Raw genomic sequence first — 6,751 nt, forward strand, 5'->3', positions numbered from 1 at the left:
CAATCAATCCGGCCGGGATCAGGGACGACAGACGAAACTTGGTCGCCATGATGCTGATTCCTTTCTGATAACCGCATCAGTTTCCACCGCGAAATCATCAAATGTGAGTCAGAGCCAATTTTACGTTCGAGCTGTGGAAAAATCGTTATTCTCAGAATACACCCAAACGAAAAAGCCGCCCGAAGGCGGCTTTTAAAACTGGCTTGTTAACCGCGCTGTAACGCAGGTTTTGGACTTGAAGTGACAGGAGACTTGGAACCCTCGGGCACCACAGGCTTCGCAGCAGGCTTCTTGCCCCAACCGATGGTTGGCAACCACTCAAGATAATAAGCAAGTGCAAATTGCATCACCACGCCCGTTGCGATCAAGAGTGTATCATATGGCAGGCCACCTGGATTAATCAGCTTCATGACCTGTGCCACCATCGCCAATAGCGTACCCGCGATAAAGACGGGCAGCGAATGCTTGCCGAGAATAGCGAGCGGATTATCCGGCGCCGTGCGCGCGATGCTGTTCAGTGTCGGCACGACAGCAATCAGATAGGCCATCGCCAATACATGCAGAAGACGCGGAGCAGAAAGAAAGGTCTTGTCGAAACCGGTCAGAACTGCCGGCATGCCCATTGATGCGTCAATGCCCCAAAGCGGAATACGAACCCAGGCCAGTGAGAGAACCAGATAACCAACTGCTACTGCAATCAGCGCAGGATGTGTTGGCAACTTACCACCGCGCCGCACATGGATGACGCCAGCAATACCAATTGCAAACAAGAACTGCCACGATAGCGGGTTAAGGAACCAGACGCCTCCGGTCGGATAGTTGATAGGCGCTACACCATAAAGGCCCGACAACAGCCAGACTGTGCCCGACACAGCAACCATCAGCGAAAGGCTGATGCGCGCAAGAAGTAGCAGCAGCGGCGTCATAAGAAGCATGACGGCATACATCGACAGAATGTTGTTATAGCCAAGCTGATGACCCAGCGTGACGAGACCCAGTAAAGATTCGACCGGCTGCTTGACCAGCGGGCCGATATTGATCTGGGTCAGAAGCTCACGATGCTTGAGGAAAATGGCGGCAGCAGCAAAAATGCCGATGGTCGCAAGCGTCGTCATAATATGCGCCGTATAAAGCACGCACGCACGGCGCCACATTTTCAATGTCAGCACGAGACGATTGCCTGGCGCAAATTTGCCGCCATAGGCCAACGCAACAGCCATGCCTGAAATCAGAACAAAAGCTTCGGCAGAATCAGAAAAGCCGAGATTCTTGTGCGTGAAGTGCTCATAAATCGTACCGGGTACATGATTGATGAAAATCGTAAGCAGGGCCAAAGCACGAAACACGTCGATGCGTGTATCGCGAACTTTTGGCACTATTTTCGCCGTTTCATTCGTCATTTCGCCTGCCTGCCGTTTGTTTTTCGTCTGCAATAGCGCAGCACTCATTGCCGTCTATATAGCTGGTAATTCCGGCGGAACCCGGTTGGTTCCAATCAACTTTCGTTCCAGTGGATAACATAATGCCAACATGAGACTTTCATCGCCCCCGAACATTGGCCCGCAAATGTCCTGAAAATGTAAAGGGGCTGTTCAATGAACCCCTCTTACTTTATGCCCGAATTCCATCAACATTTTTCGCTAGGTTTGGTTTATGAACGCGCCAACTGCTACAAAAGATAACGAACGCTGCCGCCTTTTGCTGGTTGCACCACCGATCTCAAATGGTGATGCGTTGGCGAAACTCCTGTCCGCAGCGCTTTCAGGTGGCGATGTCGCAAGCGTGATTCTCGACGGCGGCGATCTGGATGAAGCGACTTTTCAGGCATCTGCCCAAAAGGCCGTTGCCGTTATCCAGGAAAAAGGCGCTGCTGCAATCGTTCTCAACGATACGCGTATTGCCGGCCGTGTCGGCGCGGATGGCATTCACATTGAAGGCAAGGCTGCAGAGCTTGCGGAAGCCATCGAGAAGCACACACCGAAATTCATCGTTGGAACGGGCAATCTTCGTGATCGTCACAGCGCTATGGAAATTGGTGAATTGCAGCCCGATTACGTTTTCTTTGGCAAAATTGGCGCGGATAACAAGCCAGATGCTCACCCTCGCAATCTGGCATTGGCCGGATGGTGGGCTGAACTGGTCGAAATTCCAAGCGTCGCACAGGCTGGAAATACAATTGAAAGCGTCATTGAAGCATCACAGACCGGTGCTGATTTTGTAGCCCTTGGCCGCGCAGTCTTTGAAGCAGAAGATCCTGCAAAGGCCGTAGCGGAAGCCAACCGCCTTCTTGATGAAAATGCCCCTCGTTTCGAAAACTAAATCCGCCAAGGTTTTGTACGCCCCCATGAAGAGCAGAATTCTTCTCGCCACGGCTTTGATCTTTGTCGCGTCCGTCCCTGCTGCAATGGCTGCAGGCGAACCGGCAAGCGCTCAAAAAAAGCATGACGGTAAAAGCGACAAGCCTGCGGAAAAGCCAAAGATGCTGCCGCAGCCAGCGTCGACAAACACTTTGCCTCACATCGATCCAAGCCGGTTCGGCGATAAACCTGCCGATGAAGCTTTTGGCGCCTATCAGCGCGGACTTTATTTGACGGCCTTCAATCTCGCCAAGCCACAGGCTGAAAAAGGTGACCCAGCATCGCAAACGCTTATCGCTGAAATCTATGCCCGTGGGCTGGGTGTGCCTGCCGATCAGAAGAAGGCTGCCGAATGGTATGCCAAGGCCGCAGAAAATGGCGTTAACGAAGCGCAGTTTCGTTACGCCGCCTTGCTGCTTCAGGGCCGATACATTCAGAAAGATGCCGCCAAGGCCACTCAACTGATGCAGAAAGCTGCCGAAGGCGGCAATGCTATGGCACAGTTCAATTACGGCCAGCTCGTCATGATGAAGGCATCCGGCAAGGCAGGAATTGATCAGGCCTTCCCATGGTTTGAAAAGGCTGCTGCAGCAAAACTGCCTGATGCAGAATATGCAGTCAGCCAGATTTACGCCAATGGCACTGACAAAATCGCGAAAGATGAAAAGAAGGCGCGGGAATATCTGCTTCTCGCGGCACGCAAAGGCTACGACACCGCTCAATATGATCTGGGACGCTGGCTGATCGAAGGTCGTGGCGGCGACCGCAATTACGAACAAGGCTTTGGCTGGATGCAGATTGCCGCCCAGCGCGGTATGGTCCTGGCACAGGCATGGCTCGCCCGTCTTTATCGTGATGGCATCGGTACAGATGGTGATCTGGTAAAATCTGCCGCCTGGTATGTCATCGCGCAGCGCGCCGGTTTCCATTCGCCCGATCTCAATGACATGATGGATGGCTTGTCCGACGAGCAACTCAAGGAAGCGATCCAGACCGCTAACAGCCTTCGCGTCCGGTAATCTCGGGCATCGTCCACTTTGAAAATGCAAAAAGCGCGTCACCAGAAGTGACGCGCTTTTTCATTCTTTGGAAGGGTATAGCCTTACTGACTTTCGTAAGCCTTCTTGCTGGCATCATAAACGTAGGTCGCAGCATCGGCAGCACCGAGCTCACGTGTCTTACCCGGCGCGGAAATTGTTGTTCCGCTGAAATTTACAACAAGTTTCGGCATATCGGACTTGTCATCAGGAGCGAAAGTCACCTCTCCCAGATTGGATATACATGGCATGACCTCGCCATCTGAACAGGCCGCACCATTATCTTCGCCCGCCAGAAGATAGCCGACATGTGTCCATGACTTGCCCAATGCAAATACATCATAGCCACTGTAAGACGTGCCACGGTCAAAACCAGCAATCGGGATTGCCAGCACCAGTTTACCTGCTGGCGTGCGATGTTCCACCGCCTTGCGATCGGTGTCGACCTCATCGGGCTTTTCATAAGATCCCATCGCACCGATATCTCGCGCGGCATGCTGGAGGGACCACGATCCGTCAGAAAGCATGAAGGTTGCTTCAGACAGATTAACCTGCGCTTCGGGGGCCGCCTCTGCCTCGCCGGAATCACCCTGCTTTTCAAGAGTTTCCCAGGCAAAACCGGTGAAGTACTGCTTTCCATCGCACTCAAACGCATGACCGAACCAGTAGGTCGCCGTCACGCCTTTTCCAACATCGTAGGAATCAGAACCATCGCCTGCAACATTGTAGATGGACTTCAAAACAGTTGCAGCGTCGGGCGCTGAAACCGCAGCATCGTGCTGATGCGCACTGACTGCTGGCGATGCTGCTGTCGCAAGCTCCGGAGCGGACATAACCGCAAAGGCAGAGACCAACAAACCTGCCACGGCAGAACGAACATATTGACGGCGAAAAGCAGGCAATGCCTTCACAATGGTTCTCATATGTCTCTCCAAAATGTCTGCGGATAACATGAAGACTGGTTGCAGTGCCCTGCCCGCATGAGCGGCAAAACTACTGCGATAAACCAGATCTCCTGCGATCTCGCACGGGGAACTGGTGTTCGGACATAGGGCAGATTTTGGCATCAAGCCACAAGAAATTGCGATGAACCCCAGAGCCGCGCGATCGAAAATACCCGAAAAACCACCGCCTAATTGATGGATTTGACGCTGGTTTAGAGATTCAAAACGAGCTGAATGCTTGCTCAGGCTTGCACAAAGCCTCGTTTTATGGTCTTGGAGACCCGATTATCGTGGTTCGAGTTAAAGATGGACGCAATCCCCGAAATAAAGCGGGAGATTGCCTTTCTGTCGTGATGCGCCGGGCCGCAACAGTTTTCACATTTATTCCCGGATTAAGCTCATGAAGATCAATGGTAACGAAATCCGCCCCGGCAATGTCATCGAGCATGATGGCGGCCTGTGGGTTGCGGTCAAGACCAATGCGGTCAAGCCCGGCAAAGGCGGCGCCTACAATCAGGTTGAACTGAAGAACCTCATCACCGGCACCAAGCTCAATGAACGTTTCCGCGCTGCTGAAACCGTCGAGCGCGTTCGTCTGGAACAGAAGGATTTCTCGTTCCTCTACGAACAGGGTGAAGCGCTGATTTTTATGGATACCGAATCCTACGAACAGCTCGAACTCCTGAAAGATTTCGTTGGCGATCGCGCGGCCTTCCTTCAGGACGGCATGATGGTCACCGTTGAACTCTACGAAGAAAAGCCAATCGGCATCCGTCTTCCAGATCAGGTAACGCTCGCAATCACTGAAGCCGATCCGGTCGTCAAAGGCCAGACTGCTGCTTCTTCCTACAAGCCAGCTGTTCTTGAAAATGGCATCCGCATTCTGGTTCCGCCATTTATCGCATCTGGCGAGCGCGTCATCGTTGATACCAACGAGCTGACCTACATCAGCCGCGCATAAATATGCTTATCAACATGCGGCGCTTGTTTCAGGCGTCGCATGTTTCGTCACAGCCAAAGCGCATCCCGAAAAGTGCGAAGCTGTGACTGTTCTTTCTCAGATTACTCAATTCCCCGATTGTTTTCAGATGCCTTGGCGTCAGAAACATCAAGATGTCTACTATAAACTGTGTGATCCAGCTGGAAGCCACGTTTCGGGATCACGCCAAAAAGGATAAAAGAAATGGCCCGCTCAGCCCTTCTCAATGTCATGGTACAGGCCGCTATGAAGGCCGGCCGCAGCCTTGCGCGCGACTTCGGCGAAGTCCAGAACCTTCAGGTTTCCCTTAAAGGTCCCGGCGACTACGTCAGCCAGGCCGACCGCAAAGCGGAAAAGATCATCTACACGGAATTGAGCCGCGCCCGCCCTGATTTCGGCTTCCTGATGGAAGAATCGGGTGAGGTCGAATCCAAGGACGGTCAGCATCGCTGGCTGATTGATCCACTCGACGGCACCACCAACTTCCTGCACGGTATTCCAGTTTTCGCAGTCTCTATCGCTCTCGAGCGTCAGGGACAGATCGTTGCGGGCGTAATCTACAATCCAGCTATGGACGAACTCTACACGGCTGAACGCGGTGGTGGTGTGTTCCTCAATGATCGTCGTCTGCGTGTTGCGGCCCGTTCAAAGCTGGTCGATTGCGTAATCGGCACCGGCATACCGCATCTGGGTCGCGGCCATCACGGCCATTACCTGGTCGAACTGCGCAATGTCATGGCCGAAACGGCTGGCATTCGCCGCATGGGCGCTGTTGCCCTTGATCTGGCCTATGTTGCTGCGGGCCGTCTTGACGGTTTCTGGGAAGATGGCATGCATCCCTGGGATCTCGGCGCAGGTATGCTGATGATCCGCGAAGCTGGTGGCTTTATCTCCGATAAGAATGGCGGTCAGGATATCTTCGGCACCAAGACCATTGTTGCAGGCAATGAAGCCATTCATGGCGCACTGTTGAAGACCATCAAGAAACCTATCTAAAAACAAGCTCCATTACTTTATTGATCCACTCTTCTTTTTCTTTGGATCGAATCAACAAAGTGGACAAACAAAGCCGAGCGATAAATCGCTCGGCTTTGTCTTAATTTAATTATAAAACAACGAATTAGTATTAGAAATACGACAGAGCCTTACCGATAACTTCAAGTACCTTCCCAAGTATATTCCACCAATGCATGATAATATCCCTTTCTATATTTGAGTGTACCAAAAATAAATAGCAATATCTGAATAATTAAAAAGACCAATATTTTATTTAAATTGATATAACAATTTTTTATACTAAAAGAAGCATTCTCTAAGAGCCTGAATCATAATGAATTTAACGATATCAGGCTCTTGCGATGCGCCGCGTGAGGAAGCGTATGTTTGCGATGTAGACCCACGCTTCGGAAGAAGCGATGGTTTTCTCGAAGTCTT

Annotated in this window: 7 protein-coding genes; 5 read left to right on the forward strand and 2 right to left on the reverse strand. The window is 51.9% G+C overall.

Annotation, left to right across the window (positions count from 1 at the left end; genetic code table 11):
* Positions 1 to 196 (forward strand): hypothetical protein (locus tag OIV19_RS23135; protein WP_264234229.1); only part of this gene is annotated, 196 nt, incomplete at its 5' end.
* A gap of 10 nt (positions 197 to 206) precedes the next feature.
* On the opposite strand, the gene OIV19_RS23140 is transcribed toward OIV19_RS23135, so the two are convergent.
* Entirely contained in the window at positions 207 to 1,400 is a 1,194-nt protein-coding gene (locus OIV19_RS23140) for an OpgC family protein (RefSeq protein ID WP_264234231.1), read from the reverse strand.
* 253 nt (positions 1,401 to 1,653) lie between these two features.
* On the opposite strand from OIV19_RS23140, the gene OIV19_RS23145 reads away from it, so the two are divergent.
* Both OIV19_RS23145 and OIV19_RS23150 read left to right on the forward strand, forming a co-directional pair.
* The gene (locus OIV19_RS23145; RefSeq protein ID WP_264234233.1) at positions 1,654 to 2,319 is read left to right on the forward strand and encodes a thiamine phosphate synthase; all 666 of its coding nucleotides are present in this window, start codon (positions 1,654 to 1,656) and stop codon (positions 2,317 to 2,319) included.
* Positions 2,320 to 2,344: 25 nt separating this feature from the next.
* Entirely contained in the window at positions 2,345 to 3,376 is a 1,032-nt protein-coding gene (locus OIV19_RS23150) for a tetratricopeptide repeat protein (protein ID WP_095447330.1), read from the forward strand.
* A gap of 83 nt (positions 3,377 to 3,459) precedes the next feature.
* Here OIV19_RS23150 and OIV19_RS23155 read toward each other — a convergent pair whose 3' ends face one another.
* Positions 3,460 to 4,317, reverse strand: coding sequence for a hypothetical protein (locus OIV19_RS23155; protein WP_264234235.1), 858 nt, complete (start codon positions 4,315 to 4,317; stop codon positions 3,460 to 3,462).
* Positions 4,318 to 4,738: 421 nt separating this feature from the next.
* On the opposite strand from OIV19_RS23155, the gene efp reads away from it, so the two are divergent.
* Together efp and OIV19_RS23165 are read left to right on the forward strand one after the other, a co-directional pair.
* Entirely contained in the window at positions 4,739 to 5,299 is a 561-nt protein-coding gene (gene efp / locus OIV19_RS23160) for an elongation factor P (protein ID WP_095447331.1), read from the forward strand.
* Positions 5,300 to 5,521: 222 nt separating this feature from the next.
* Positions 5,522 to 6,313, forward strand: a complete 792-nt coding sequence (locus tag OIV19_RS23165; protein ID WP_095447332.1) for an inositol monophosphatase family protein — start codon at positions 5,522 to 5,524, stop codon at positions 6,311 to 6,313.
* Positions 6,314 to 6,751: the final 438 nt, after the last annotated feature.

It is taken from the genome of Brucella sp. HL-2, assembly GCF_025846885.2.
Classification (GTDB): domain Bacteria; phylum Pseudomonadota; class Alphaproteobacteria; order Rhizobiales; family Rhizobiaceae; genus Brucella; species Brucella quorumnocens.

What these genes read in the sequence shown, in the direction of transcription:
- OIV19_RS23140 (WP_264234231.1), bottom strand. Translation starts at nt 1,400, where the DNA reads ATGACGAATGAAACGGCGAAAATAGTGCCAAAAGTTCGCGATACACGC.
- OIV19_RS23145 (WP_264234233.1), top strand. Translation starts at nt 1,654, where the DNA reads ATGAACGCGCCAACTGCTACAAAAGATAACGAACGCTGCCGCCTTTTG.
- OIV19_RS23150 (WP_095447330.1), top strand. Translation starts at nt 2,345, where the DNA reads ATGAAGAGCAGAATTCTTCTCGCCACGGCTTTGATCTTTGTCGCGTCC.
- OIV19_RS23155 (WP_264234235.1), bottom strand. Translation starts at nt 4,317, where the DNA reads ATGAGAACCATTGTGAAGGCATTGCCTGCTTTTCGCCGTCAATATGTT.
- efp (WP_095447331.1), top strand. Translation starts at nt 4,739, where the DNA reads ATGAAGATCAATGGTAACGAAATCCGCCCCGGCAATGTCATCGAGCAT.
- OIV19_RS23165 (WP_095447332.1), top strand. Translation starts at nt 5,522, where the DNA reads ATGGCCCGCTCAGCCCTTCTCAATGTCATGGTACAGGCCGCTATGAAG.